Annotated in this window: 28 protein-coding genes; 23 read left to right on the forward strand and 5 right to left on the reverse strand. The window is 63.8% G+C overall.

The window, feature by feature from the left end:
• Positions 1–116: 116 nt before the first annotated feature.
• Entirely contained in the window at positions 117–608 is a 492-nt protein-coding gene (locus tag NKH17_RS16680) for an Lrp/AsnC family transcriptional regulator (RefSeq protein WP_352475676.1), read from the reverse strand.
• Positions 609–690: 82 nt separating this feature from the next.
• Here NKH17_RS16680 and ehuR point away from each other — a divergent pair, with 82 nt between their 5' ends.
• The 10 genes from ehuR to doeB all read left to right on the forward strand — a co-directional run bounded on the left by ehuR (position 691) and on the right by doeB (position 10410).
• Entirely contained in the window at positions 691–2076 is a 1386-nt protein-coding gene (gene ehuR, locus NKH17_RS16685; protein ID WP_352803102.1) for a MocR-like ectoine utilization transcription factor EhuR, read from the forward strand.
• Between the two features lie 122 nt (positions 2077–2198).
• Positions 2199–2984 carry an ectoine/hydroxyectoine ABC transporter ATP-binding protein EhuA gene (ehuA, locus tag NKH17_RS16690; RefSeq protein ID WP_352475674.1) on the forward strand — a complete coding sequence of 262 codons (786 nt, stop codon included), beginning with the start codon at positions 2199–2201 and terminating at the stop codon, positions 2982–2984.
• Between the two features lie 65 nt (positions 2985–3049).
• Positions 3050–3901, forward strand: coding sequence for an ectoine/hydroxyectoine ABC transporter substrate-binding protein EhuB (gene ehuB / locus NKH17_RS16695; protein WP_254819482.1), 852 nt, complete (start codon positions 3050–3052; stop codon positions 3899–3901).
• 187 nt (positions 3902–4088) lie between these two features.
• On the forward strand, positions 4089–4748 hold the full coding sequence (ehuC, locus tag NKH17_RS16700; RefSeq protein WP_254819481.1) for an ectoine/hydroxyectoine ABC transporter permease subunit EhuC: 660 nt from the start codon (positions 4089–4091) through the stop codon (positions 4746–4748).
• Positions 4749–4764: 16 nt separating this feature from the next.
• Positions 4765–5424, forward strand: a complete 660-nt coding sequence (gene ehuD, locus NKH17_RS16705; protein WP_254819480.1) for an ectoine/hydroxyectoine ABC transporter permease subunit EhuD — start codon at positions 4765–4767, stop codon at positions 5422–5424.
• Positions 5421–6194, forward strand: a complete 774-nt coding sequence (gene eutA, locus NKH17_RS16710; RefSeq protein ID WP_352475673.1) for an ectoine utilization protein EutA — start codon at positions 5421–5423, stop codon at positions 6192–6194. Before ehuD ends, eutA begins: the two co-directional genes overlap by 4 nt.
• A gap of 10 nt (positions 6195–6204) precedes the next feature.
• On the forward strand, positions 6205–7197 hold the full coding sequence (gene eutB / locus NKH17_RS16715) for a hydroxyectoine utilization dehydratase EutB (protein WP_352971451.1): 993 nt from the start codon (positions 6205–6207) through the stop codon (positions 7195–7197).
• Positions 7194–8186 carry a cyclodeaminase gene (locus NKH17_RS16720; protein WP_352822653.1) on the forward strand — a complete coding sequence of 331 codons (993 nt, stop codon included), beginning with the start codon at positions 7194–7196 and terminating at the stop codon, positions 8184–8186. The genes eutB and NKH17_RS16720 overlap by 4 nt, the downstream gene beginning before the upstream one ends.
• Positions 8187–8224: 38 nt before the next feature.
• On the forward strand, positions 8225–9403 hold the full coding sequence (gene doeA, locus NKH17_RS16725; protein WP_352737346.1) for an ectoine hydrolase DoeA: 1179 nt from the start codon (positions 8225–8227) through the stop codon (positions 9401–9403).
• 5 nt (positions 9404–9408) lie between these two features.
• On the forward strand, positions 9409–10410 hold the full coding sequence (gene doeB, locus NKH17_RS16730; protein ID WP_352897654.1) for a N(2)-acetyl-L-2,4-diaminobutanoate deacetylase DoeB: 1002 nt from the start codon (positions 9409–9411) through the stop codon (positions 10408–10410).
• A 3-nt stretch (positions 10411–10413) separates the two neighbouring features.
• Here the strand turns inward: doeB and NKH17_RS16735 are convergent, their stop codons facing one another.
• A complete protein-coding gene (locus tag NKH17_RS16735; RefSeq protein ID WP_352897722.1) occupies positions 10414–11073 on the reverse strand; it encodes a GntR family transcriptional regulator in 660 nt (219 codons plus the stop codon).
• Positions 11074–11395: 322 nt separating this feature from the next.
• On the opposite strand from NKH17_RS16735, the gene NKH17_RS16740 reads away from it, so the two are divergent.
• The 9 genes from NKH17_RS16740 (at position 11396) to NKH17_RS16780 (ending at position 20565) form a co-directional block, all read left to right on the forward strand.
• Complete coding sequence (locus NKH17_RS16740; protein ID WP_352897656.1) at positions 11396–12523, forward strand: BMP family ABC transporter substrate-binding protein; 1128 nt, start codon at positions 11396–11398, stop codon at positions 12521–12523.
• A 20-nt stretch (positions 12524–12543) separates the two neighbouring features.
• Positions 12544–13668: an ABC transporter permease gene (locus NKH17_RS16745; protein WP_352897658.1), complete on the forward strand. Its 1125-nt coding sequence runs from the start codon at positions 12544–12546 to the stop codon at positions 13666–13668.
• Positions 13668–14594, forward strand: coding sequence for an ABC transporter permease (locus NKH17_RS16750; RefSeq protein ID WP_352897660.1), 927 nt, complete (start codon positions 13668–13670; stop codon positions 14592–14594). Before NKH17_RS16745 ends, NKH17_RS16750 begins: the two co-directional genes overlap by 1 nt.
• A gap of 14 nt (positions 14595–14608) precedes the next feature.
• Positions 14609–15310 carry a biuret amidohydrolase gene (biuH, locus tag NKH17_RS16755; RefSeq protein WP_352576462.1) on the forward strand — a complete coding sequence of 234 codons (702 nt, stop codon included), beginning with the start codon at positions 14609–14611 and terminating at the stop codon, positions 15308–15310.
• Positions 15311–15362: 52 nt separating this feature from the next.
• A complete protein-coding gene (locus NKH17_RS16760; RefSeq protein WP_352897724.1) occupies positions 15363–16847 on the forward strand; it encodes an ABC transporter ATP-binding protein in 1485 nt (494 codons plus the stop codon).
• Positions 16847–17515, forward strand: coding sequence for a cysteine hydrolase family protein (locus tag NKH17_RS16765; protein ID WP_352897662.1), 669 nt, complete (start codon positions 16847–16849; stop codon positions 17513–17515). Before NKH17_RS16760 ends, NKH17_RS16765 begins: the two co-directional genes overlap by 1 nt.
• Positions 17508–17858, forward strand: a complete 351-nt coding sequence (locus NKH17_RS16770; RefSeq protein ID WP_352897664.1) for a cupin domain-containing protein — start codon at positions 17508–17510, stop codon at positions 17856–17858. Before NKH17_RS16765 ends, NKH17_RS16770 begins: the two co-directional genes overlap by 8 nt.
• The gene (gene atzF, locus NKH17_RS16775; protein WP_352897666.1) at positions 17855–19663 is read left to right on the forward strand and encodes an allophanate hydrolase; all 1809 of its coding nucleotides are present in this window, start codon (positions 17855–17857) and stop codon (positions 19661–19663) included. The genes NKH17_RS16770 and atzF overlap by 4 nt, the downstream gene beginning before the upstream one ends.
• 113 nt (positions 19664–19776) lie before the next feature.
• Positions 19777–20565 carry a sulfite exporter TauE/SafE family protein gene (locus NKH17_RS16780; protein ID WP_352475741.1) on the forward strand — a complete coding sequence of 263 codons (789 nt, stop codon included), beginning with the start codon at positions 19777–19779 and terminating at the stop codon, positions 20563–20565.
• Between the two features lie 59 nt (positions 20566–20624).
• On the opposite strand, the gene NKH17_RS16785 is transcribed toward NKH17_RS16780, so the two are convergent.
• The gene (locus tag NKH17_RS16785; protein WP_352897668.1) at positions 20625–21182 is read right to left on the reverse strand and encodes a cytochrome c; all 558 of its coding nucleotides are present in this window, start codon (positions 21180–21182) and stop codon (positions 20625–20627) included.
• Positions 21179–21577 (reverse strand): Cu(I)-responsive transcriptional regulator, encoded by a 399-nt coding sequence (gene cueR / locus NKH17_RS16790; RefSeq protein WP_254819466.1) that lies wholly within the window; start codon positions 21575–21577, stop codon positions 21179–21181. The genes NKH17_RS16785 and cueR overlap by 4 nt, the downstream gene beginning before the upstream one ends.
• Before the next feature lie 254 nt (positions 21578–21831).
• On the opposite strand from cueR, the gene NKH17_RS16795 reads away from it, so the two are divergent.
• From NKH17_RS16795 to NKH17_RS16810, 4 genes are all read left to right on the forward strand, one after another.
• Positions 21832–22899 (forward strand): type III polyketide synthase, encoded by a 1068-nt coding sequence (locus NKH17_RS16795; RefSeq protein ID WP_352897671.1) that lies wholly within the window; start codon positions 21832–21834, stop codon positions 22897–22899.
• Positions 22896–23609, forward strand: coding sequence for a methyltransferase domain-containing protein (locus tag NKH17_RS16800; RefSeq protein ID WP_352897673.1), 714 nt, complete (start codon positions 22896–22898; stop codon positions 23607–23609). Before NKH17_RS16795 ends, NKH17_RS16800 begins: the two co-directional genes overlap by 4 nt.
• Complete coding sequence (locus NKH17_RS16805) at positions 23606–24826, forward strand: NAD(P)/FAD-dependent oxidoreductase (protein WP_352897675.1); 1221 nt, start codon at positions 23606–23608, stop codon at positions 24824–24826. Before NKH17_RS16800 ends, NKH17_RS16805 begins: the two co-directional genes overlap by 4 nt.
• A gap of 179 nt (positions 24827–25005) precedes the next feature.
• Positions 25006–25602: a cation efflux transmembrane domain-containing protein gene (locus NKH17_RS16810; RefSeq protein WP_352897677.1), complete on the forward strand. Its 597-nt coding sequence runs from the start codon at positions 25006–25008 to the stop codon at positions 25600–25602.
• A 217-nt stretch (positions 25603–25819) separates the two neighbouring features.
• Here NKH17_RS16810 and NKH17_RS16815 read toward each other — a convergent pair whose 3' ends face one another.
• Positions 25820–26242 carry a hypothetical protein gene (locus NKH17_RS16815; RefSeq protein WP_352649657.1) on the reverse strand — a complete coding sequence of 141 codons (423 nt, stop codon included), beginning with the start codon at positions 26240–26242 and terminating at the stop codon, positions 25820–25822.
• Positions 26243–26294 lie beyond the last annotated feature (52 nt).

The raw sequence follows: 26294 nt of genomic DNA on the forward strand, positions 1-26294 counted from the left end.
CGGTTCGGGTAATGCCGCAAGACTATCTCTGCTGCGCAAACAGAGAGGCTGTTTGCGTGCCTGCACGTAGAGAGATTGTCTCTATTGCCCTGCCCCGCCAGACGATCTCTCCGGCATCAGGAAGATGCCGGCAACAGATCCGCCACTGGCAGCACACTCTCCTCCTTCACCGTCTTGGTGACGATGTAGGTGAAATAGCGGTCGATGCCGATCTCGCGTTCGAGCAGGGCGTCGACCAGCCGCTGATAGGCGTCGATGTCGCGCGCCATCACCTTCAGCAGGTAATCGACGCCGCCGCCGACAGACCAGCAGGCGACGATCTCGGGGATGTCGCGGATGACGCGCTCGAAACGGTCGAAATCGGCCTGGCGGTGGCTTGCCAGCGTCACCTCCATCAGCACGGTAGCGACCGGCGAGATGGCGCGCATGGCGATCCTGGCATGGTAGCCCGAGACGATGCCGGCCTTTTCCAGCTTGCGCAGCCGCATCCAGCACGGCGTCGGCGACAGGCCGACTTTCTCGGCCAGCGCCAGCTTGGTGATGCGCCCGTCGCGCTGGATGGCGTCGAGGATTTTGAGATCGATCGGATCGAGTTTCGCTGCAGCCATGATCACCCACTTCCAGTGCCCGACACCATGACGGCGCATTATTTCGATTGTCAATTGCACTGATTTCGATCTCTAATAAGTCATGACATTTTGGCGACCAGATCCCGCTCTTATCCGGCGGCCGGCGTATCAATCGCTCGCCGACCAGTTCGCGCGGGCCATCCATGACGGGCGTCTGGCCACTGGCGCGCGCCTACCGACGCACCGGCAACTGGCCGACGATCTGAAACTTTCCGTGCAGACGGTCAGCCGCGCCTACGAGGAATTGATCCGCCGCGGGCTGGTTTCCGGCGAGGTCGGCCGCGGCAGCTTCGTGCAGACGCAGCGCCGCGAGCCGGAGCCGCCCTATCTGCCGGAGCGGCTGGGCGAGGTCATCGACCTCTCCATCCTGAAGCCGGTCTGCGAACCGATGCATCTGGAGCGGCTGAGGCAGGCACTGGGCTGGCTCGCCGAAAACCTGCCGTCGAGCTCGGCGCTGTCGTTCAGGCCGAACATGGTGTTCCCGCGCCACCGCGCGGTGGGTGTCGAGTGGCTGCGGCTTTGCGGCCTCGACGCGTCGCCGCAGAACATCAGCCTGACCAACGGCGCCACCGCCGGTATGACGGTAGCGCTGATGAGCGTGGCGCCGCCCGGTTCGACCGTCGCCACGGAAGCGATCGGCCATCACACGCTGATCCCGCTGGCGCGCTATCTCGGCTTCAATCTCGAGGGTCTGCCGATCGACGGCAATGGGCTGATCCCGGAAGCGCTCGACGAGGCCTGCCGGCTGTCCGACATCCGCGCCGTGTTCGTGCAGCCCTCGGTGATCAACCCGACGGCAACGCTGATGGATGCCGCCCGGCGCGAGCGGATCGCGGCGGTGGCGCGCAGGCACGACATCGCCATCATCGAGAACGATGTGCTCGGCCCGCTGGTCGAGGACCGGCCGCCGCCGGTCGCGGCGTTTGCCCCCGAGCGCACGCTCTATGTCACCTCCTTCACCAAGATCGTGGTGCCCGGCCTGCGCATCGGCTATCTCGCAGCACCCGATCGTTATGTCGCCGCGGTTGCCAACCGCCACCTGGTCTCGAACTGGATGGCGACTCCGATGGTGGCCGAGATCGCCAGCAAATGGGTGACCGACGGCACCGCGATGGAACTCGTTCGATGGCAGCGCCTGGCTTTGCGGCGGCGTCTGGACATCGCCGCCGAGGTGCTTGCCGGAGTGGATTATCGCGCTCATCGCGACGGGCTTCACGTCTGGCTGCGGCTGCCCGAGGATCGCGGCGAGGAAAGCTTTGTGTCCCAGGCGCGCCTGCAGGGCGTGGCGATTGCGCCCGGCACGTCGTTTCGCATTTCGCAGATGCCTTGGCATCCAGCCGTCCGGATTTCGCTGGGCTCGACCACGGAGGGGGAACTGCGTGCCGGTCTCGGCGTTGTCACAAAGCTTCTGCTCGGCGATCCCGAGCATCTCCTGCTTGCCATCTAGGCAACAAATGGCGGGGAATTGTGCGGAATTCGAAATATTGTCATGATATTATTTTCTTGATTGACATGATTTGCTGCGATCCGCATCGTTAAAGGCATAGCTTCTCCAGCACGGGAAATTCATTGTCGGCGCCCATCATCAAGATCGACGGCATTTCGAAAAGCTTCGGCACCTTCAAGGTGCTGGACGGCCTCTCGATGCAAGTCATGCCGGGCGAGAAGCTGGCGCTGATCGGCCCATCGGGCTCGGGCAAGACGACGATCCTGCGTATCCTGATGACGCTTGAGCGCATCGACAGCGGCCACATCCAGGTCGACGGCGAACAGCTGTACCACATGGAGCGTAACGGCCGGCTGCTAACGGCCGATGAACGGCATTTGGCAAAGATGCGCCAGAAGATCGGCATGGTCTTCCAACTGTTCAATCTGTTTCCGCACAAATGCGTCATCGACAATGTGACGCTGGCACCGATGCTGACCAAAGGCGTGCCGCGGGGCGCCGCCGAAAAGCGGGCGATGGAACTGCTCGACATGGTCGGCATGGTCGACAAGGCCAAAGCGATGCCGGCGCAGCTTTCCGGCGGACAGAAGCAGCGCGTCGCGATTGCGCGCGCGCTGGCGCTGTCGCCGAAGATCATGCTGTTCGACGAGGTCACCTCGGCGCTCGACCCGGAGCTCGTCGACGAGGTGCTCAACGTCATGCGCAAGCTCGCTGCCGAGACCGACATGACCATGCTGCTGGTCACGCACGAGATGGGTTTCGCCCATGACTTCGCCGACCGGGTGCTGTTCTTCGATCGCGGCAGAATAGTCGAGGAAGGCAAGCCCGACGAGATTTTCCGCCATCCCAAACAGGAGCGTACGCAAGGTTTCCTGAAGAAGATCATTGCGGCCGGACATCGGGTCTGACTGCCATGCGAGGCGGCGACGCCTCAAGCAAGCCAAGAAGACAGACAAACAAGGAGTTGGGAACAATGAAGAAATTTGCCATTTTGGCCGGCGTCGCCGGTATTGCGCTGGCGGCGGTGCTGGCCGCCTCGACGGCCGGCTCGGCCGATGACAGCAAGCTCGAAGAGCTCAAGGCGCAAGGCTTTGCCCGCGTCGCCATCGCCAACGAGCCGCCCTATACGGCGGTCGCTGCCGACGGCAAGGTTTCGGGTGCGGCGCCTGACGTTGCCCGTGAAATCTTCAAACGTCTTGGCGTGAACGATATCGTCGCCTCGATCTCGGAGTATGGCGCCATGATCCCCGGCTTGCAGGCCGGCCGTTTCGACGTCGTCACCGCCGGCCTGTTCATGAAGCCGGAACGTTGTGCTGCGGTCGCCTATTCGGAACCGGTGCTGTGCGACGCCGAGGCGATGTTGGTGAAGAAGGGCAACCCGAAGGGCTTCAAGAGCTACGAGGACGTCGCCAAGGACACCAGCGCGACGATCGGCGCACCGGGTGGCGGCACCGAGGAAAAGCTGGCGCTCACGGCAGGTGTGCCGCGCGAGCGCGTCATCGTCGTGCCGGACGGCCAGAGCGGCCTGAAGATGCTGCAGGACGGCCGTATCGATGCTTATTCACTGCCCGTGCTGTCGATCAACGACCTGGTCAAGAAAGCCAATGATCCGAACCTCGAAGTTATCGCGCCGGTGGTCGGTGCGCCGGTCTATTGCGACGGCGCGGCCTTCAAGAAGGGCGACGAAGCGCTGCGCGACGCCTATGATGTCGAGCTGGCGAAACTGAAGAAGTCCGGCGAGTTCGCCAAGATCATCGAGCCTTACGGCTTCTCGGCGGCGGCGGCAATGTCGACGAGCCGCGACAAGCTCTGCTCGGCGAAATAGGCGGGTCCTCCTTCTCCCCGTTCACGGAGAGAAGGAGGCCCGAAGGGCCGGATGAGGGGCAGCACAAAGTTCTGCCAAGCGGGCTCTGCCCCTCATCTGCCGCCCGGCATCTTTTTTCCCGTGAACGGGGAGAAGGAGGCTGAAGCCAACGTCTCGCTGGACATTCAACGCGGAAACTCTCGACCCAATGACCCAATGGTCCGGCTATTTCGGCCTGATATTGCAAGGAGCACTCGTCACCATCGAGTTGACGCTGATGGGGTCGGTGCTGGCCTTGGTCATGGCCTTTCTTGCCGGGCTGGGGCGGCTGTCGCGGTTCTTCGTGCTGCGCGCGCTGGCCACCGCCTATATCGAGTTCTTCCGCGGCACCTCGATCTTCGTGCAGCTGTTCTGGGCCTATTTCGTGCTGCCTTTCGCCGGCATTTCGCTGACGCCGCTGCAGGCCGGCGTGCTGGCGCTGGGCCTCAATGTCGGCGCTTATGCGGCGGAAGTCGTGCGCGGCGCCATCAAGTCGATCGGCCGCGAACAATATGAGGCCTGCACCGCGCTCAATCTCGGCCGCTGGCAAGCCATGCGCCATATCATCCTGCCGCAAGCGCTTCTGGTGATGCTGCCGACCTTCGGCAACAACGCCATCGAGCTGCTCAAGGCCACAGCCGTCGTTTCGCTGATCTCGCTTGCAGACCTGACCTTCCAGGCGCAGGTGGTGCGCTCGCAGACCGGCAATACACTGGTGCCGTTCAGCACCATCCTCGTCATCTATTTCGTCCTGGCGCTCCTCATCTCCTGGGGCGTGCGGTCGCTGGAACGCCGCATGGCTCGTGGCCTCGACGGGGTGCGCGTATGATCGATCGGGCCTGCTAATGGAATGGGATTGGGATTTTGTCCGGCAGATCCTGCCGACGCTGATCGAGGGGGTGAAGATCACCATCCTGGCGACGCTGCTCGGCTCGGTGCTGGCGGCCGTCGTCGGGCTGGGCATTGCGTTGGCGCGCCGTTCGCCGAACCGGGCCCTGTCGCGCACCGTCGGTTTCGTTGCCGAGTTCATCCGTGGCACGCCGCTGTTGGTGCAGCTCTATTTCATCTTCTACGTGCTGCCGGATTTCGGCGTCCTGTTGCCGCCATTGGTGGCGGGCGTCATCGGTCTCGGACTGCATTACGGCACTTACACGGCCGAGGTCTACCGCGCCGGCATCGACAATGTGCCGCGCGGCCAATGGGAAGCGGCCAAGGCCTGCAATCTGAATGCCACACAGACCTGGACGCACATTATCATTCCGCAGGCGATCCCGCCGATGATCCCGGCGCTTGCCAATTATTTCATCGCCATGTTCAAAGAGACGCCGCTGCTGTCGGCGATCACCGTGCTGGAACTGATGAACCAGGCCAAGAGCGTCGCCAACACCTATTATCGGTATATCGAACCGATCACCTTGGTCGGCGCCTTCTTCCTCGCCATCAGCCTGTTCTCGGTGGTGCTGCTGCGCTGGCTGGAACACCGTTATGGGCGGATCGAACGATGAACGCTGCACCCGATATCCGCCTGCGCTCGATCCGTCCGCCGCTCGAAGCACGTCCGCTGGAAAAGCGGGTCGGCCTGATCATCCTTGCCACCGACCATACCAGCGAACCGGATTTTCACCGCATGGTGGCAAGCGACCGCATCGGCGTCTATGTCGCGCGTATTCCCTACGCCAACCCGACGACGCCGGACAATTTGCGCAAGATGCAGCCGTCACTGACGGCGGCCGCGGCCCTGATCCTGCCTGACGAGCCGCTCGACGCGATCTGCTATTCCTGCACCTCAGCTTCCGTCGTGATCGGCGATGCCGAAATCGAGGCGGCGGTGCAGGCCGCCAAGCCCGGCGTGCCGGTGGTCACGCCGCCGATGGCCGGCGTGCGCGGCCTGAAGGCGCTGGGCGCCAGGACGGTCAGCATCCTCACCCCTTACACGGTCGAGACCAGCCGGCCGATGGCGACCTATTTCAGCGAGCATGGATTCGAAATCGCCAGCTTCACTTGCCTCGGCTTCGAGGATGATCGCGAGATGGCGCGGATTGCGCCGAAATCCTTGGTCGATCTGGCCCGTGATGCGATGGCCCCGCAGGCCGACGCGCTGTTCGTGTCCTGCACGGCGCTGCGGTCGGCGGCGGCAGTTGTCGGCATAGAAGAGGCGATCGGCCGCCCCGTCGTCACCAGCAACCAGGCGACGGCCTGGAATTGCCTGCGCCTTTGCGACGACGACGAGCCGTGCCCTGAATTCGGCCGTCTGATGACGCAGCCGCTGAACTGATTGATGAGCCATGACCGCTTCCCAGATAAGCCTCCCCGATATCCGCGCCGCGCGCGAGCGCATCGCAGACAAGATCGAGCGTACGCCGACCGTTCCTTCCCGGAGTCTTTCCCAGCACTTGGACGCTCCTGTTTATCTCAAGCTCGAACATCGGCACACCACCGGCGCCTTCAAGCTGCGCGGTGCCTCGAACGCTATCGCTTCGCTGACAGAAGAGGAGAAGGCGCGCGGCGTCGTCGCCGCCTCGACCGGCAATCACGGCCGGGCGCTTGCCTATGCCGCACAACTGCAAGGCATCCATGCGACGATCTGCATGTCGCGGCTGGTGCCGCAGAACAAGCTCGACGAGATCCGCCGGCTCGGCGCCGAGATCCGCATCGTCGGCAACAGCCAGGACGATGCGCAGCGGGAGGTCGAACGGCTGGTCGCGGAAGACGGGCTGATCATGCTGCCGCCCTTCGACCATCCTGCCATCGTCGCCGGGCAAGGCACCCTCGGGCTGGAGATTATCGAACAGGTTCCTGATGCCGCCCTGGTGCTGGTGCCGCTGTCCGGCGGTGGACTGGCGGCGGGCGTTGCCGCTGCCGTTAAGGGCGTCAGCCCGGCAACGAAGGTCGTCGGCGTCTCGATGGCGCGCGGTGCGGCGATGAAGGCGAGCCTCGATGCCGGGCACCCGGTGCTGGTCGAGGAACTGCCGACGCTGGCGGACTCGCTCGGCGGCGGCATCGGCCTCGACAACCGACTGACCTTTTCCATGTGCCGCGACCTGCTCGACGATGTGATCCTGCTAAGCGAGGACGAGATCGCCACCGGCATCCGCCATGCCTATGAACAGGAGCGCGAGATCGTCGAAGGCGCCGGCGCAGTCGGCATCGCAGCCGTGCTTGCCGGCAAGGTCAGGGCGAGCGGCCCGACGGTGCTCGTGCTGTCCGGCCGCAACATCGATATGACACTGCACCGCGAGATCATCTGCGGCGAAGCAATTGCGGAGAGCGCAGCATGAGCCGGATGACGATCCTCACCGAAGCCGAATTGCGCAAGATCGTGAAGCTGGATCTTGATGCCGTCGCCTGCGTCGAGAACGCGTTTCGGGCGCTCGCTACCTTGCCGGTGGCGATGCCGCCAATCCTGCGCCTGGACATTCCAGAGCATCGCGGCGAGGTCGACGTCAAGACCGCCTATGTGCCGGGCATCGACGGTTTTGCGATCAAGATCAGCCCAGGTTTCTTCGACAATCCGAAGCTCGGCCTGCCCAGCGTCAACGGCATGATGGTGCTGCTGTCGTCCAAAACCGGATTGGTCGAGGCGCTGCTGCTCGACAATGGCTATCTCACCGACATCCGCACCGCCGCCGCCGGTGCGGTCGCCGCCAAACATCTGTCGCGGGCGGACTCCTCCGTCGCCGCGATCTTCGGCGCCGGTGTTCAGGCCGGACTGCAGCTCGAGGCGCTGATGCTGGTACGGCCAATCACGGAAGCCCGCATCTGGGCAAGGGATGCCGCCAAGGCCGAAGCCGCGGCAGACGCATTGTCCGAAAGACTGGGCATCGCCGTTCACGCCGAGCGCGACGCGGCAGAGGCTGCAGCCGATGCCGACATCATCGTCACCACGACGCCGTCGACCGAGCCGCTGATCAAGCCCGGCTTCGTCTCCGCCGGCCAGCATATCACTGCGATGGGCTCGGATGCCGAGCACAAGAACGAGATCGCGCCGGCGATCCTGCGCATGGCCGATCTCTACGTTGCTGACAGCGCCAAGCAGACGCGGCGCCTGGGCGAACTGCACCATGCCATCGCGGCGGGCGTGATGGCGGCCGATGCCGAGATCACCGAGCTTGGCCATATCATCGCCGGCGAAAGGCATGGCCGGCGCTCGGACAGCGACATCACCATTGCCGATCTGACGGGCACAGGCGTGCAGGACACGGCAATCGCCACGCTCGCCCGCGACCGTGCGCGTGCGGCCAAGACCGGTACGATTTTCGAAAGCTGATGCTGGCCGTAAGGCCCAACAAACGAGGACCAAGAACAATGCAGCCGAATTTGAAATTCTCGCGCGGCGAATATGCGGAGCGCCTCGCCAAGACGCGGAAGGCGATGGAGGCCAAGGGCGTCGATCTGCTGATTGTCAGCGATCCGTCCAACATGGCCTGGCTGACCGGCTATGACGGCTGGTCGTTCTATGTGCACCAGGCCGTCATCGTGCCGCCGTCGGGCGAGCCGGTGTGGTACGGGCGCGGCCAGGACGCCAACGGCGCCAAGCGCACCGCCTATCTCGCGCACGACAATATCGTCGGCTATGCCGACAACTACGTGCAGTCGACCGAGCGCCATCCGATGGATTTTCTGTCCGGTGTGCTCTCCGATCGCGGCTGGGGGAAGCTCAGCATCGGTGTCGAGATGGATAATTACTGGTTCTCCGCCGCTGCCTTCGCATCGCTGCAGAAGCACTTGCCCAATGCCCGCTTCGTCGATGCCACGGCGCTGGTCAACTGGCAGCGCGCGGTGAAGAGCCCGACCGAAATCGACTACATGCGCAAAGCCGCCCGCATCGTCGAAGCGATGCACCAGCGCATCGTCGACAAGATCGAAGTCGGCATGCGCAAATGCGACCTGGTCGCCGAGATCTACGATGCCGGCACGCGCGGCGTCGACGGCGTCGGCGGCGACTATCCGGCGATCGTGCCGCTGCTGCCGTCGGGCGCCGACGCATCGGCGCCGCACCTGACCTGGGACGACCGGCCGATGAAATCGGGCGAGGGTACCTTCTTCGAGATCGCCGGCTGCTACAACCGCTATCACTGCCCGCTGTCGCGCACCGTTTTCCTCGGCAAGCCGACGCAGGAGTTCCTCGACGCCGAAAAGGCGACGCTGGAAGGCATGGAGGCGGGACTTGCCGCCGCCAAGCCCGGCAACACATGCGAGGACATCGCCAACGCCTTCTTCGCGGTGCTGAAGAGATACGGCATCGTCAAGGACAACCGCACCGGCTACCCGATCGGGCTTTCCTATCCGCCTGACTGGGGCGAGCGCACGATGAGCCTGCGTCCGGGCGACCGCACCGAGTTGAAGCCCGGTATGACCTTCCATTTCATGACCGGCTTGTGGCTCGAGACGATGGGCTTGGAAATCACCGAATCCATCCTGATCACCGAGACGGGCGTCGAGTGCCTGGCAAATGTGCCGCGCAAACTGGTGGTGAAGAATTGAGCCCGATGTCCAGCCTTCGCCCGTCACCGATCACGCCGACCGTCGATTTCGAGCGCGACGGGGTTCAGCACGGTTTCCTGCGCCTGCCTTACAGCCGCGACGATTCCGCCTGGGGATCGGTCATGATCCCGATCTGCGTCATCCGCAACGGCAACGGGCCGAGCGCGTTGCTGACCGGCGGCAATCATGGCGACGAGTACGAGGGGCCGCTGGCGCTTTACGATCTCGCCCGAACGCTCGACCCGAAGCAAGTCAGCGGCACGGTCATCATCGTGCCGGCGATGAACTATCCGGCGTTCCGCGCCGGCACGCGCACCTCGCCTATCGACAAGGGCAATCTCAACCGCAGCTTTCCCGGCCGGCCCGACGGCACGGTGACCGAGAAGATCGCCGATTATTTCCAGCGCGAGCTTCTGCCCCGTACGGACATCGCGCTCGATTTCCACTCCGGCGGCAAGACACTCGACTTCGTGCCGTTCTGCGCTGCCCACATCCGGCCTGACAAGGTGCTGGAAGCGAAGGGGTTCGCTGCCGTGGCAGCGTTCTCCGCACCCTGGTCGATGAAGATGCTGGAGATCGATGCGGTCGGCATGTTCGACACTGCCGCCGAGGAGATGGGCAAGCTGTTCATCACCACCGAGCTCGGTGGCGGCGGGACTTCGCGCGCGGAAACGGTGCGGATCGCGCGGCGCGGCGTGCTCAACGTGCTGCGCCATGCTGGCATCGTCGCCGGCGCGGTCGAGATGCAGCCAACCCGCTGGCTCGACATGCCGTCCGGCGATTGCTTCTCGTTCGCCGAGGACGACGGGATGATCGAAACGATGATCGATCTCGGCGAGCCGGTGGTAGAAAACCAGGTGCTGGCACGCATCCATTCCATAGGCCGCACCGGCGGCGCTCCGCAGGAGATCCGGGCCAAAATGTCCGGTCTGTTGGCGGCGCGGCATTTTCCGGGGCTGGTCAAGGCCGGCGACTGCGCTGCCGTGGTCGCCGTGCTGGTCGATTGAGGGTTAGGAGACCGATGTCGGGACCGGTTCGGCCTTGCCTTTGGGGCGATCGCCGATGGCGAAGACGGCGCTTGCCTCGCTGACGATCGAGACATGGTCCTTGGCGGCTGTTCCGGCGGCCGCACCGTCGCCGCGCATGATTGCGGTGACGATGGCGTCATGCTCCTGCCAGGACTGGGCCAGCCGCCCGGGCAGCATGAATTGCGCGCGCCGGAACGGTGCCAGCCGGCCGCGGGTCATGACGGTCAGTTCATAAATGTGCTTACTGTGGGCGCCGCGATAGAGCCGGGTATGGAATTGGGTGTTGAAAAGCTCATACTCTTCTTCGGCTCCGAGCTGCACCAAGCGCGCCGAGGCCTGGTGCTCGGCCTCCAGCGTGCGGCGCTCGCCGGACGTCATGCGCTCGGCCGAGAAGCGCGCGCAGATCGCTTCAAGCTCGGCCATGCTCTCGAACATCGAGGCGAGGTGCTCCTGCGTCACCACGGCGACCGTGGCGCCGCGGTTCGGCCGCCTTTCGACCAGTCCCATGGCACTGAGCCGGCTTAGCGCTTCCCTGATCGGCGTGCGTGAGACGTCGAAGCGGGCGGCGAGCGAGGCTTCGTCGAGTTTTTCGCCGGGACGCAGGAAACCGGTGACGATCCGGTCGCTGATCGCCCTCACCATCTGATCGACGGTCGTGCCCGACCTGATCAAATTGCGCTTTCCCGACACGTCTCCTCCGTCCAGTCTTTTCGCTAGAGCCGTAAGCCACTCACCGGCTTCGATTCCTCCGCAGCTCTGTATGCCTATGTTTTAGCCTTCATGTCAAATTGGCGATTTTGAAGGCAAAAAGTGTATGCAATTGCTCCGGCTTTGTGCAGTCCACATCGGCACGCTCATTGATATTGCTGAATAAATCCAATTTCTGAAACTGGCATGCTGATTGCATACACTTCTCTCATTGAGGTGTTAACCGGCCCCAAAGGCCCCATAGAGGGAGCATTCAATGTCCGAGAGATTCATGCTTAGCCGTCGCGAGCTGCTCAAGACCTCCGCCGTCGGAGCGGCGCTCGGCCTTGCGTCCGCATCGTTTCCGATCAGCAGGGCCTTCGCCGCGACGGCCACCGTCGGCTTCATCTATGTCGGGCCAAAGGACGATTACGGCTATAACCAGGCGCATGCCGAAGGCGCCGCCACGCTGAAGGGGATTGAAGGCATTTCCGTGGTCGAAGAGGAGAACGTGCCGGAGACGGTCGACGTCCAGAAGACGATGGAATCGATGATCAATCTCGACGGTGCGTCGCTGATCTTCCCGACCTCGTTCGGCTATTTCGATCCGCACATGCTGGCCATGTGCGCGAAATTCCCCGACGTGCAGTTCCGCCATTGCGGTGGCATGTGGAACAAGGACAAGCATCCGATGAATGCTGGTTCCTATTTCGGCTATATCGGCATGGGCCAGTATCTGAACGGCGTCGTCGCCGGTCACACCAGCAAGACCAAGAAGCTCGGCTTCGTCGCGGCAAAGCCGATCCCGCAGGTGCTGCTCAACATCAATTCCTTCCTGCTCGGCGCGCGCTCGGTCGACCCGACCATCACCTGCCAGGTGATCTTCACCGGCGAGTGGTCGCTGGCGGTCAAGGAGGCGGAGGCCGCCAATGCGCTGGTCGACCAGGGTGCCGACGTCATCACCTGTCATGTCGACAGCCCCAAGGTGGTGGTCGAGACGGCGGCCGGGCGTGGCGCCTTCGTCTGCGGCTATCATGCCAACCAGAGCCCGCTGGCGCCGGAAAAATACCTGACCGGCGCGGAATGGAACTGGGCCAAGGTCTACAAGATGTTCGTCGACGATCTGGTGGCCGGCACGCCGCTGCCCAATTTCACGCGCGGCGGCCTGGCCGACGGCTTCGTCAAGATGAGCCCGCTCGGCCCCGCCGTCGGCGATGCCGCCCGCAAGCAGTTCGACGGCACGCTAGCCGAAATGATGAAAGGCGGATTTTCCGTCATCAAGGGTCCGCTGAAGAGCAACAAGGGCGTCGTCGTCGCGACGGAGGGCCAAGCCTTCGTCGAGACCGCGCTCGAACTCGAAAGCATGGACTACCTGGTCGAGGGCGTCGTCGGTTCGACCGCCTGAACCGGATCGGAGACGGGGCCATGGCAGACACGGTCAGCACTGCGGGCGCACCCGCGCTGTTTGGCGCCAGGAATTATCCGGCGGCGCTCGAATGGGCGGCGCGGCGGGCGGAAGCCTTCGTCATACCGCTCGCGGCGCTGATCGTCGGCATGGCGCTGTTCAGCGTGTTCATCGCGCTGGTCGGCAAATCGCCGGTGCAACTCTACGAGACGATGTGGCGTGGCGGCTTCGGCTCGTGGTTCTCGATCCAGAACTCGCTGTCGCGGGCAGCACCGCTTTTATTGGCAGCGCTCTGCGTGGCGCTGCCCGCACGACTTGGCCTTGTCGTCATCGGCGGCGAAGGCGCGATCGTGCTGGGCGGTGTTGCCGCCGCCGCCATCGGCGTGGCAGTGAATGGCGCGCCGGCTTTTCTGGTCATCCTGCTGATGGGTGTGGCGGGCGTGGTCGCCGGCGGCATCTGGGTCGGTGCCATCGGCGCACTCCGCCACTACCGCGCCGTCAACGAAACCATCTCCAGCCTGCTGATGGCCTATATCGCCATCGCGCTGATGAACCATCTGGTCGAAGGGCCGCTGCGCGATCCGGCCTCGCTCAACAAACCCTCGACCGAGCCGCTGGCGGATGCCTACCGCATCGGCAACATTCCAGGCATGGACGTGCACTGGGGCCTTGTCCTCGGTATCGTCGCCTGCGTCCTGTCCTGGCTGCTGATCGAAAAGACGCGCTGGGGGTTTGCCGCCCGCATTGCCGGCGGCAATGTCAGGGCGGCCCAGGTGCAGGGGCTTGCCGTCGGGCCGCTGATCGTCGGCTTCACCGGGCTCGCCGGCGGCTTTGCCGGGCTAGCCGGCATGCTGGAGGTCGGCGCGGTGCAAGGCAGCGCCAACGCCTCGCTCGCCGCCGGCTATGGTTATACCGGCATCCTCGTCGCCTTCCTCGCCCGCCACAATCCGCTCGCCATCATCCCGGTCGCTTTCCTGCTCGGCGGCATCGGCGCTTCCGGCGGGCTGATCCAGCGCCGCATGGACCTCCCCGACGCCACCGTGCTTGTGCTGCAAGGCATGCTCTTCGTCGTCATCCTGTTCAGCGAAACTTTTTACGGCCGCTTCAAGGTCTTCAATCCCGATCTGTGGAAGAGGGGCTCCTGATGGACGCGACCGAGATCGGCCTGTGGGGCGTGCCGCTCGCCATTCTCGGCGGCGCCATCCGCGTTTCGACGCCCTTTATCTTCGTCTCGCTCGGCGAAGCCATCACCGAGCGCTCCGGCCGCATCAATCTCGGCCTCGAAGGCACGCTGGTCTTCGGTGCGATGACTGCCTACGCCGTCGCGGTGATGACCGGCTCGCCATGGCTCGGCCTGCTGGCTGCCGCAGGTGCCGGTCTTTGCTTCGGGCTGTTCCACGGCTGGATCTGCAAATTCCGCGGGGTGAACGACATCGCCATCGGTATCGCGCTGATGCTGTTCGGCTCCGGTCTCGCCTTCTTCTTCGGCAAGCCGTTCATCCAGCCCTCGGCACCAGACCTGCCGGCCATCGCCTTCGGTGGCTGGTCGGATATCCCGCAGGTGCAGGCGGCGCTCAGCGTCAACATCCTGTTCCTGATCGGTGCGGCACTTGCCGTGTTCCTGTGGTGGGCCTTCCGCAACACGCGCGCCGGCCTGATCGTGCGCGTCGTCGGCGACAGCTCCGATGCGGCGCGCGCCATGGGCCTCAATCCCAACACCGTGCGCCTGCTTGCGACAGGTGTCGGCGGTGCGCTCGCCGGCGTCGGCGGCGCCTATCTGTCGCTCTATTATCCCGGCAGCTGGACCGAACGCATCTCGTCGGGGCAGGGGCTGATGGCGGTGGCGCTGGTCATCTTCGCGCGCTGGAATCCGCTCGGCTGCTTTGCCGCGGCACTATTGTTCGGCGGTGCGGGCGCGCTGGGCCCGGCACTGCAATCGGTCGGGGTGACGCAGGGCTACTATCTCTTCTACGCCGCGCCTTACATCCTCACGCTTATCATCATGATCGCCACCTCGTCGCCGAGCCGCTCGCTTGCCGGCGCGCCGGGCGAATTGTCGATCACCAAATGACTGGAGTTTCTCCGATGAACGCCAGAGCCGAGATCACCCAGCGCTACATCGATGCCGATCCCTATCCATGGCCCTATAATGGCGAGCTGCGGCCGGACAATACGGCGCTGATCATCATCGATATGCAGACCGATTTCTGCGGGCCGGGCGGCTATGTCGATCATATGGGCTACGATCTTTCGCTGGTGCGGGCGCCGATCGAGCCGATCAAGTCGGTGCTCGCAGCCATGCGGGCCAAGGGTTACACCATCATCCACACGCGCGAGGGCCACCGGCCTGATCTCGCCGACCTGCCGGCCAACAAGCGCTGGCGCTCGCGCCGCATCAATGCCGGCATCGGCGACCCCGGACCTTGCGGGCGCATCCTGGTGCGCGGCGAACCCGGCTGGGACATCATCCCCGACCTCTATCCGGCGGCGGGCGAACCGATCATCGACAAGCCGGGCAAGGGCTCGTTCTGCGCCACCGACCTCGAACTGATCCTGCACCAGCGCGGCATCGAAAACATCGTGCTGACCGGCATCACCACCGATGTCTGCGTCCACACGACGATGCGCGAGGCCAACGATCGCGGCTTCGAATGCGTGATGCTGGAGGATTGCTGCGGCGCGACCGACTACGGCAATCATCTCGCCGCGATCAAGATGATCAAGATGCAGGGCGGCGTGTTCGGCGCGGTGTCGAACTCGGCATCCTTCGTCGCGCAGCTGCCGTGAGGACAAGATCTTGAGCGGAGCCAAGAAAGCCGTCGGCGTCGAGACCATCGGCATGACCATGCGCTTCGGCGCCTTCACCGCGCTGGACGACGTCTCGATAAAGGTGCCGGCGGGATCGTTCCATGCGCTGCTCGGCGAAAACGGCGCCGGCAAGTCGACGCTGGTCAAATGCATGATGGGTTTTTATCACCCGACCGCCGGCGACATGCTGGTCGAAGGCCGCGAGGTCGCGATCGCTAGTCCCAAGGACGCTTCGGCGCTAGGGCTCGGCATGGTCTATCAGCATTTCACGCTCGTCCCGTCGCTGACCGGCGCGGAGAATCTGGTTATTTCGCGCGAAAAGGTGCCCGGGGTCATCGACTGGCGCAAGGAGCGCGCCGCACTTGCGCAATTCATGCAGCGTATGCCGTTCAAGCTGCCGCTCGACGTCAAGGTGGCGGAACTTGCGGCCGGCGAGAAGCAGAAGCTCGAAATCATCAAGCAGCTCTATCTCGGCCGTAGTTTCCTGGTGCTCGACGAGCCGACCTCGGTGCTCACTCCCGGCGAGGCGCAGGAGGTGCTTGGGCTGGTGCGCGCCATGACAAGGAGCGGCGACCTTACGGTGCTGATGATCTCGCATAAATTCCACGAGGTGACGGCGTTTGCCGACGACATCACAGTGCTGCGCAAGGGCAGGCTGACCGGAACCGGGAAGGTCTCCGAACTCTCCCACAAGCAGATGGCGGCGATGATGATCGGCGACCAGCCGATTTCAGCGCTCGACAGTCGTGCTCCGGTGCCGGCCGGAGCCCGGCAGGTGCTGACGGTGAAGTCGCTGAAGGCGCCCGACCGCACCGGCTTGAAAACCATCGACATCGGCGAGCTCGATGTGAAGTCCGGCGAGATCGTCGGCATTGCCGGCATCTCCGGCAACGGCCAGAAGGAGTTTCTTGAAGTTCTTGCCGGACAGCGGGCGCGCAATGCCGGCGACATTCTGGTGAAGGGCTCGCCCTATGGCGCCAGCCGCAGCGAGGCGCGCACGCTCAATGTCCGCTTCATTCCGGAGGAACCGTTGCGCAATGCCTGCGCACCGAAGATGACGGTCGCGGAAAACATGGCCTTCCGGACCTTCGACCTCGATGAGGCCGGCAAGCCGGTCAGTTGGATCAGGATGAGCGCGATCAGGGACTACGCGGCCCGTCTGGTCGAACAGTTCAAGGTCAAGACGGCATCCCTAGCTTCGCCGATTTCGTCGCTGTCGGGCGGCAATGTGCAGCGCGCGGTGCTGGCGCGGGAACTGACCGGCGAAGTCGATCTTCTGATCGTCTCGAACCCGTGCTTCGGCCTCGACTTCTCCGCCGTGGCCGAAATCCGCGCCCGTATCATGAAGGCGCGCAATGCCGGCGCCGCGGTGCTCTTGATGTCGGAAGATCTCGACGAGCTGCTTGAACTTTCAGACCGCATCTTCGTCATGTCCGACGGTGCGCTGGTCTACGAGACGCCGATCGCGCAGGCGAGCGTGCAGACGATCGGCGAGCACATGGCGGGACATCATTGATGGCGGAGATTGAGGCGCTGCCGTTTCCGTTTGCCTTCAAGTCTGAGACGATGGCGCTGGTAGTCATCGACATGCAGCGCGATTTCGCCGAGCCGGGCGGCTTCGGCGCCAGCCTCGGCAACGACGTCAGCCGGGTCACGGCGATTGTGCCGACGGTGAAGAGGCTGATCGAGGGGTTCCGCACCGCTGGCCTGCCGGTGATCCACACGATGGAGTGCCACAAGGCAGACCTTTCGGATCTGCCGCCGGCCAAGCGCAACCGCGGCAACCCATCGATGCGGATCGGCGACGTCGGTCCAATGGGTCGCGTGCTGATCGTGGGCGAGCCGGGAACGGCGATCCTCGATGAACTTGCGCCACTGCCTGGCGAGATCGTCATCGAAAAACCCGGCAAGGGCGCATTCTATGCCACCACCTTCGGCGACGACCTAAAGCGGCTCGGCGCACAGCAACTGGTCTTTGCCGGAGTGACGACGGAGGTCTGCGTGCAGACGACGATGCGCGAGGCCAACGACCGCGGCTATGAATGCCTGCTCGCCGAGGATGCGACGGAGAGCTATTTTCCGGAGTTCAAGGCGGCAGCGCTGGCCATGATCAGGGCGCAGGGCGCCATCGTCGGCTGGACCGCAACGACCGATCAGGTGCTCGAGGGAATTTCCAATGCCTAACATTGCATACCAGGCTCTTATTCAAGGGGGCTGGCGCGACCTGGCGTTCGAGCATTTCCGCGATGGTATTGCGGTGCATTGGCTGCTCAAGGGCGGACCGACGGAACCGTCGGTGGCGATCCTGAACTACCGGCCGGGCGCCGGCGTGCCGCGCCATCGCCATGCCGGGCTAGAAACGATCATCGTGCTGGAAGGCACACAGAGCGACGAGAACGGCGATTATGCCGCGGGCAGCGTGATCCTGAACCCGGTCGGAACCGAGCATTCGGTGTGGACAAAAAACGGCTGCGTCGTACTCATCCAGTGGAACCTGCCGGTAGTCATTCTGGACGAGGCCAAATGAGCGACATCCGCTTCGATATAGCGAGCTTGCACGCCGCCTATCAGGCCGGCGTCGGCATCGGCGAGGTGATCGATACGATCCATGCGCGGCTCGCGACAGCCGACGATCCGGGCATCTTCATTCATCTGGCGAGCAGGGCGGAGATGCTTGCCGAAGCAGAAAAGCTCGGCCCGTTCGACCCCGTGGCAAAACCGCTGTGGGGCGTACCATTCGCGGCCAAGGACAACATCGATGTCGCCGGCATGCCGACGACGGCAGCATGTGCGGAATATGCCTACTTGCCGGTAAAAGACGCTAATGTCGTCGCACGCCTCAAGGCCGCCGGCGCGCTGGTCGTCGGCAAGAGCAATCTCGACCAGTTCGCTACCGGCCTCGTCGGCGTGCGCACGCCCTATCCGATCCCGAGGAACGCGATCGATCCAAAACTGGTGCCGGGCGGCTCCTCGTGCGGCTCGGCCGTGGCGACGGCGCGCGGCATCGTCTCGTTCGCGCTCGGCACCGACACCGCCGGCTCGGGGCGCATACCCGCCGGTCTCAACAACATTATCGGGCTGAAGCCGAGCGTCGGCGCGCTGTCGACCGCCGGCGTCGTGCCGGCCTGCCGGACACTCGACTGCGTCTCGGTGTTCGCGCTCACCGTCGACGACGCCTACAGGGTGTTCGAGATCGCGGCGGCAAAGGACAACGCCGATCCCTATTCGCGCGACTTCGCCATTCAAGCCCTTGCCGCGCGCCCGCCGGTGCTGACGGTCGGCGTGCCGGCCAGGGCCGACTGGACGTTCTTCGGCGACCAGGCGATGCAGGCGGGCTTCGAGGCCGCTCTTGCCGCGCTGGAAGAGCTGGGCTGCAGGCTGGTCGAAATCCCGTTCGGCGATTTCTACGCCACCGCCAATCTGCTTTACGAGGGCGCCTGGGTGGCGGAGCGTTACGCCGCGATCGAGGACTTCATGGAAGCCAACGAGGCGGCCATGCATCCGGTGACGCGGCAGATCATCGGCGGTGCGCGAAAGCTTTCGGCGGCGGACGCTTTCAACGGGCTCTATGCCTTGCAAGGCTATAAGGCCAAGGTTGCGCCGGTCATCGCCATGGTCGATCTTTTCTGCGTGCCGACCGCGCCGACGCATTACACGGTTGAAGCGGTGTTGGCTGACCCCATCGTCACCAACAGCCGGCTCGGCACTTACACCAATTTCGTCAATCTGCTCGACATGTGCGGCATTTCGGTGCCGAGCGGAACTCGTAGCGACGGTTTGCCGATGAGCATCACCTTGCTTGCCGCGGCGGGCAAGGACCATCTGACGGCGTCGCTTGCGCGCGACATGCATGCGGCAAGCGGCCTTTCGCTGGGCGCTACCGGCTGGCCGCTGCCGCCGCGTGGCAATGCTCGCGCGGACGTGGATGAAGGCACGATCGAGCTGGCCGTGGTCGGCGCGCATCTATCGGGCATGGCGCTGAACGGCCAGCTGCAGCAGCTCGGCGCAATGTTCGCACGGGCTGCGAGAACGGCGCCGCTCTACCGGCTTTACGCGCTTGCCGGCCAGTCGGTGCCGCGACCGGGGCTCGAGCGGACCTGCAATGGCAAGGGGACAGCGATCGAGGTCGAAGTCTGGCGGCTCTCGCCGCAAGCCTTCGGGCGCTTCGTCGCCGCGATCCCGCCGCCGCTCGGCATCGGGACGCTTCTGCTCGACGATGGAACGTCGCCAAAAGGCTTCCTCGTCGAAAGTGCCGGCCTCACCGATGCAAAGGAGATCTCGCATTTTGGCGGCTGGCGCAGTTTCATGGCGAATCAGCAGCTGCGGAGCTGACGCTATCACTCGACCTTTTGCCGGAACTTCGAATGGACTGCTGAGTAAGCCAGAGCGGAACGTATAAAGTCGCGCTGGTTGAAAACTTCGATGCCTTCGCAGCATATGGGCGGATGACAATTCGACGTGGAATCTTTCCCTTTATCATTGGAACTGGCGTCGGTTCGCTTGGTGGACTGATTGGGCTTGGCGGGGCAGAGTTCCGCCTTCCGTTCCTGATTGGCCTGTTTCGCTTTGCCGCCCTCGAAGCTGTGATCCTGAACAAGGCGACGAGTTTGGTCGTCGTCGCCACGGCATTGCCGTTCCGAGCGGCGGCGGTGCCGCTGCCTTCCGTCGCGGCGCAATGGCCGATCATACTCAATCTGTTGGCCGGCAGCCTTCTAGGCGCTTGGTTCGGAGCAGGATGGGCAACGAAATTGAAGTCGCAAACGCTCTACAAGGTGATTGCCGGTTTGCTGGTGTTGATCGCTATCGTTCTGGTCTTTGGTCACGATCCGAGCGCGACAGGCAAACCGCTGTTCAGTGGTGCGGCACTGATCGTCGCCGGCATCATTGCCGGCTTTGCAATCGGCATCGTGGCATCTCTGCTAGGCGTGGCAGGAGGCGAGCTTCTTATCCCGACACTGGTTCTCCTGTTCGGCGCCGATATTAAGCTGGCGGGCTCTCTGTCGCTTGCGGTGAGCTTGCCAACCATGCTCGTGGGCTTCACCCGCTACAGCCGGGATCAAAGCTTTTCAGTGATCGGCAGGAACAAGACGTTCTTGCTTGTCATGGCAGCGGGTTCAATTGTCGGAACGTTCATCGGGGGCTTGCTGCTCGGCATCGTGCCGGAGCAAGTCCTCTTGCCAATCTTGGCCGCAATCCTGGTCATTTCGGCATACAAGATCTGGTGGCACAACTAGGCACAGAAACTGACCCAGGACCGATGGTCGAATCTTGCCGGCTGGCGTCCAGCTGGCCATCACTCGACCCTTTGCCGGAACTTCGAGTGACAGCTCGAGCAATCCTGCAGGATAAGGTGCAGGAGGTGCTCGGCGGGAATGCTGGCGGGATCGGCTTCCGCCGGCCCCGGCCGCTTGCCAAGCAGGCTGCCACCGCCCATCGCCAGGCCGGACCCCATTCTCATGTCGTCGGTGATGCGCGGCGGCGCCCGCTCGGCGTCGGAGGCCAGAGCGCGGGCCAGCGTCCCGATATGACGAGCCAGTGCTTCGAACTCCGCGCGGGCGGGGTCGATATCCGGCTTGGCGCCTGAAGGCGCGCCCAACGTCGCGAGGGGGAATTCGGCAATCAGGGCAGGGCCGGTGCGGGCGCGGATGGTCTCGGCCGCCGCCTTGAAGGCTGCGGCGTCATATGCCCGCTTGCCGTCGAACATCCCGGCGATCGTCTTTGCCGCCTCGGCCATTTCCTTCATCGAGGTCTGGCGAGCCTCGATGACCGCATCACGGTCCGAATGGGCGGCGGCGAGCACGACAGAGAGGCAGGCAAGCGACAGCACTGTTGCAATGGCTGCGTGCCTCACTGGGCGACGCCTTGTCCCGCCAGCTCGTCGATGATCGGGCAATCCGGCCGCTCGTCGCCGTGGCAGTGACTGACCAGATGGTGGAGCAAGCCGCGCAATCCGACCAGTTCAGCGATCTTCCTGTCGATCTCCACCAGCTTGGCCTTCGCGATCGCCTTCACGTCGGCGCTGTCCCGTTCCCTGTCCTGGTACAGCGACAGCAGCTGGCGGCATTCGTCGACCGAAAACCCCAGGCTTCGCGAGCGCTGCAGGAAGCGCAGCCGGTGAATATCGGCCGTCGAATAATCGCGATAGCCATTGTCTGTCCGGGCCGGGTGCAAGAGCCCAATATCCTCGTAGTAGCGGATCGTCTTGGCCGGCAGGCCGGATTTTTCGGATGCGACGCCGATGTTCATGGCGGAAATCTCCTTTGTCGGAGGTAATAGACCTTCCAGTAGATGGAAGGTCAACATGATGTGGCGATTTTGGATGCGCGACGCAACCGCCCGCCGGCTCCAACCGTTTGCCTGCCAACAGCACGTACTGAACCTTCGGGAAGAAATCAGTTTCCGGAAACGTTTATCGAACAGCTCAATCCGGTGTTCGACATCGGTGTCAATAACCAAAGACCCTCCGGCGGCACACCGTGCATACGCCGAGGAGACAGAATATGCCCGTCAAGGCCTATATCAACCGGATCGCGACAGCGGTGCCGGAGCACGAGGTTCATCAATTCTACCTGCGTTTTGCGGCCTCGATGCTCGCGGCCGATCGCCGGAGGATCTTCGAACGCATGGCCGATGTTGCCGGCATCGAGCACCGCTATTCCTGCTTTGCGCCGGCGTCCGACCCCGCGGGACCATCCGCCGACCTGGCGGGGACCTTCATCCGCGGTGCGTTTCCCGGAACGGCGATGAGAATGGCAATGTTCGACGATGCAGCACCTGTTCTGGCGCAAAAGGGCATCGACGGATTGCAGCTTGGCGACGACGCTTCCCGCATCACCCATTTGATCGTCACCACCTGCACCGGTTTTTCGGCGCCGGGCATCGATCTCGAACTGGTTGCCCGTTGCGGGCTGCCGGACAGTGTCGAACGCACGATGATCGGGTTCATGGGTTGTTACGCGGCAATCAACGGCCTCAAGCTGGCCCGCCACATCGTCCGCTCCGACCCGCAGGCCAAGGTCCTGCTGGTCAATATCGAGCTCTGCACGATGCATCTGCGCGAAACCACTGAACTCGAAAAGCTGCTGTCGTTCTGCCTTTGGGGTGACGGCTGCGCGGCCGCGCTCGTGACCGCCGAGCCGGCCGGCATCGAGCTCGATAGCTTTCACTGTCTGGTGGCGAGGGAGCGGCGGGAGCTGATGCGCTGGAACATTCGCGACCACGGCTTCGAAATGGTTCTTTCCGGCCAGGTTCCGGCAGCCATTCATGAAGCGTTGCGGAGCAACCAGGCCGCCATCCTCGGCGGTCGATCGGCGGAAGACATCGACCTTTGGGCCGTGCACCCGGGTGGACGTTCGGTTCTCGACGCCGTCGAAAGGGCCCTGAAACTGGTGTCCACCGCGCTGGACCCATCGCGCGAGGTGTTGCGCCGGTATGGGAACATGTCGTCCGCGACCGTCATGTTCGTGATGAAGGAGATGTTGAAGGCGCCACCCGGCCTGCTCGGTTGCGGCATGTCGTTCGGACCAGGATTGACGGCGGAAACCATGCTCTTTCGAACGGTGTCATGAGCGGCCTGGAGCGTCGGCAGCTTGCGCCGGAAATCCTCGACGGACTTGCGGCCGACGATCCGCGAGCGCTTGTCGCGCGCCGCGACCTTCGTCGCATCAACATGCTGATGTTTCAGGCGCCGATCATGACGTCGTTGCTCAGGAGGTTCGTGCCAACGCCGCCACGCCGCATCCTGGAGATCGGCGCCGGTGATGGCTCCTTCATGCTGGCGGTGGCGCGGCGCATGGCCAGGCATTGGCCCGGGGTCGAACTGGTGATGCTCGACCGCGTCGACCTCGTCACCGCGCAATTGCGCGGTGATTTCGACAGCCTGGGATGGAAGGCCGAAGGCGTTACCGCCGATATCTTCGATTGGGCAGGAAAGATCGAGGGCGTGCGGTTCGACGCCATCACCGTCAATCTGTTTCTGCATCATCTCGACGATGCGCAGCTCGTGCGTCTGTTTTCGCTCATCAGGCCGAAAGCCCCGTTGCTCATCGCGACGGAGCCGCTGCGGGCGAAACTGGCGCTGGCCGCGACCCGTCTTCTCCCGGCAATCGGCGCCAACGACGTCACACGAAACGACGCGGCTCAGAGCGTGCGTGCCGGCTTTCGCGGCCGCGAGCTTTCCGGCCTCTGGCTTGCGGCCAACGGCACACCGGTCGAGGAACGGCGCGCTGGCCCGTTTTCCCACATCTTCGTCGGCGCCAGCGCCGGTGACGAGCGATGACGCGATTGTCGGCCCATGATGCGATCATCATAGGCGCCGGCCCGGCGGGCACCTCCGTCGCGCTCACGCTGGCCCGGCGCGGATGGGCCGTGGCCATTGTGGAGAAGACCGCATTTCCGCGCCGCAAGGTCTGCGGCGAATACATCTCGGCAAGCAATCTTGCGCTTCTCGACCAGCTGGAGATCGGCGATGCCTGGCGTGCCAATGCCGGCCCCGAAATCCGCCGCGTCGGTTTGTTTTTCGGTGAGACCTCCGTCGAGGCTGCAATGCCTGGTGCAGGAGCTGGGTCTCGTGCGAAACACGGCTTCGGCCGGGCGCTCGGCCGGGACATTCTCGACTCTCTACTTCTACAGGCGGCGCGATCGGCGGGCGTCGAAATCTTCCAGCCCTGCCGCGCCGTCGCCATCGACCAGGATGGTGAGATGCAACGTGTACGAGTTCAGGCCGGGGATGAAGCGGTGATGTTGCGTGCGCCGGTGATTGTCGCCGCACACGGCTCCTGGGAGCCGGGACCACTACCCAGCCAGCTCGCAAAGACCAATCGGCCGTCGGACCTGCTCGGCTTCAAGGCGCATTTCACCGGGTCGTCGCTTGCACCGGATTTGATGCCTCTGCTGGCTTTTCCCGGCGGCTATGGTGGCATGGTCTCGGTGGATCATGGACGGTTGTCGATCTCGTGCTGCATTCGCCGCGATGTGCTCGCGCGGCTGCGTAAACAACATGACCCCGAACACCGGAGCCATGTGTCAGCCGCCGATGTGGTCTCGCGCCATCTCATGAATTCATGCCGGGGCGTGCGAGACGCCCTGGAACCGGCGCACCTCGATGGTCCCTGGCTTGCCGCGGGTCCGATCCGGCCGGGAATTCGCTCCTGCTACGAACAGGACATCTTCCGGGTCGGCAATGCAGCCGGAGAGTCTCACCCAGTCACCGCCGAGGGCATCTCGATGGCGCTTCAGTCCGGCTGGCTGCTGGCTTGCGAACTCGCATCCGCGCCAAGTGGACAAGCGGGGCGCGAGGCCGCCGCCAGACGCTACGAGGCGGCCTGGAAAAGACTGTTTTCGACACGTGTCCACGCCGCCGCGGCCCTCGCCGGAATTGCCCTTCGCCCCGGCAGCGCCACCGTAATGGCGGCGATCGTCCGGAATTTCCCGCAGGCCCTGACATTGGGCGCGCAACTGAGCGGCAAGACCAAGCCGGTTCCCGGCTTTGCCTGACGAGCGACGCGCATGAGGGCACGCCCAAAACAGGATGGCCATCCTGTTTTGGCTCGCAGGCGTTTTGGTGACAGACGTGCCATGTTCGGCCTAGGCTGGCCTCAAAGCCTGCGAGATCGAGACGGTCGAGGAACGGGACGCCCAGCAACAACATTAACGCCATCACATCGGGGCAGACTATGCAGCAAGCCATTACGTCGGACGGCCTTCGCCGGGTGGTGCTCGTCGTCGCGCTGCTGAACCTCGGTTACTTCGGCATCGAATTCGCCGTGGCGCTGGCGATCGGCTCGGTGTCGCTGTTCGCCGACAGCGTCGATTTTCTGGAAGATGCCTCGGTCAATCTCCTGATACTGCTCGCCATGGGCTGGTCGCTGCGTGCCCGCTCGCGGGTCGGCATGGCGCTGGCGCTTATCCTTCTGGTGCCCGGCCTGGCGACGCTGTGGACCGCGTGGGAAAAGTTCAACATGCCGGTGCCGCCGCAGCCGGCAGCGCTGACGCTGGCGGGGTTGGGCGCCTTGGCGGTCAACCTGTCGTGCGCCTACATGCTGGCGCGCTACCGCCGTCACAGCGGCGGTCTTACCAGGGCGGCATTCCTTTCGGCCCGCAACGACGCCGTCGCCAACATCGCGATCATACTGGCCGGGTTGATAACTGCCTTCCTATGGCGCTCGGCATGGCCGGATCTGATCGTCGGCCTCGGAATTGCGGCGCTGAACGCAGACGCGGCGCGCGAGGTCTGGGAGGCAGCTCGGGAGGAGCACCGCGCCGGTTCGTGAAGCCAAACGCCCAGCGCGGTGCCGGCCTGCGAATGCGGCGATGCAGGGGCGCCACTGCAGGCCGGCAGACCGGTTTGCAGTCATCCAGAAACTTGCGTGATTTCTAATATAGCGCACACTTGCAAAGCGGGCGGAGGGAGAAACGGCTCATAAGCACGCACCTCATCAAAAGGCCCGCGTCCGGACGAGGACGCGGGCCGGTTTTCGCTGGCATGCGCTAGGCAGGTATCAAGACGGCGATGCGGTGGATGCCGACTACCTTGCTGGTGTTGGCTGCCTCGTCGGTCTTGCCCTTGGAGCAGGTGTACACGTCACCTTCCCTAAGCTTGAATTCTTTGTCCGCCTTCTTGATCGTGAATTCACCGGCAGCAATGGTGCACACCATGTCGTTGTCCATCACCATTTGAGGGGCGGCTGCTCCGGGCTGAAAGACTATGTCGACAATTGAGATGCTCTTGTAAGCGGGGATATCGGAATTGCCGGTGCCGACCTCGACCAATCTGACGCCGGGGGCTATCTCCTTGCCTTCCTTCGGGCCGTATTTCTTGACCTTTGCAGCAGCCGCCAGCGTGAACAAAGGCGTTACCGCTGCCGCCGTCACGCCAAGCGCGATTGCAGACCTGCGACTTATGGTTTTCATCGCATCCTCCCATTTTATGTTTGGCCACGCACCAATGCGCATGACCACAAGA

This window comes from Mesorhizobium sp. M1334 (assembly GCF_040317995.1).
Taxonomy (GTDB): Bacteria; Pseudomonadota; Alphaproteobacteria; order Rhizobiales; family Rhizobiaceae; genus Mesorhizobium.